This window comes from Kitasatospora sp. MBT63 (genome assembly GCF_000710465.2).
In the GTDB taxonomy this organism is placed as follows: domain Bacteria; phylum Actinomycetota; class Actinomycetes; order Streptomycetales; family Streptomycetaceae; genus Kitasatospora.
In genome coordinates this window covers 4841-5323 of the sequence record NZ_JAIZ01000809.1, presented here as the reverse complement: position 1 = coordinate 5323, position 483 = coordinate 4841, and the positions used below count along the sequence as shown (strand labels likewise).

General features: G+C 75.8%; 1 protein-coding gene. It reads right to left on the bottom strand.

The window, feature by feature from the left end; translation table 11 throughout:
- The coding region (locus tag AA75_RS42630; RefSeq protein WP_158515669.1) for an AMP-binding protein at window positions 1-483 on the bottom strand (483 nt) is incomplete at both ends.

Below are 483 nucleotides of genomic sequence, written 5' to 3'. Positions count from 1 at the left end.
CGATCGGCACCGGCTCCGGCCACGACGACGGATCCACGGGGAGTTCGCAGCCGGTCACCACGTGGGTCTCGGCGGGGCCGTAGTGGTTGTGCAGGCGCCGGCCGGGGACAGCGGCGCAGAACGCGCGCACCCGCGAGCCGGCCGTCAGCGCCTCGCCGGCCTGGACCAGGTGGCGCAGGTCGGGCAGGGTCAGGCCCTGCTCGGCGGCGGCCTCGGCGAGCGCCTCGATCACCAGGTCGGGGGCGTACAGCTCGTTGACCCGGTACTCCTGCAGCCAGGCCGCGAGCGCACCGGCGTCGCGCCGGACCCGCTCGGTCGGCACGGCGAGGGTGCGGCCGTGCAGCAGCGCGGAGAGGATCTCCTGCGCGGCGACGTCGAAGCTCAGCGAGGCGTACTGGGCGACGGTGGTGCCGGGCCCGCCGGGGATCTTCCGCTGGTGCCAGGCGAGCAGGTTGGCCAGGGCTCCGCCGGGCATGACCACGG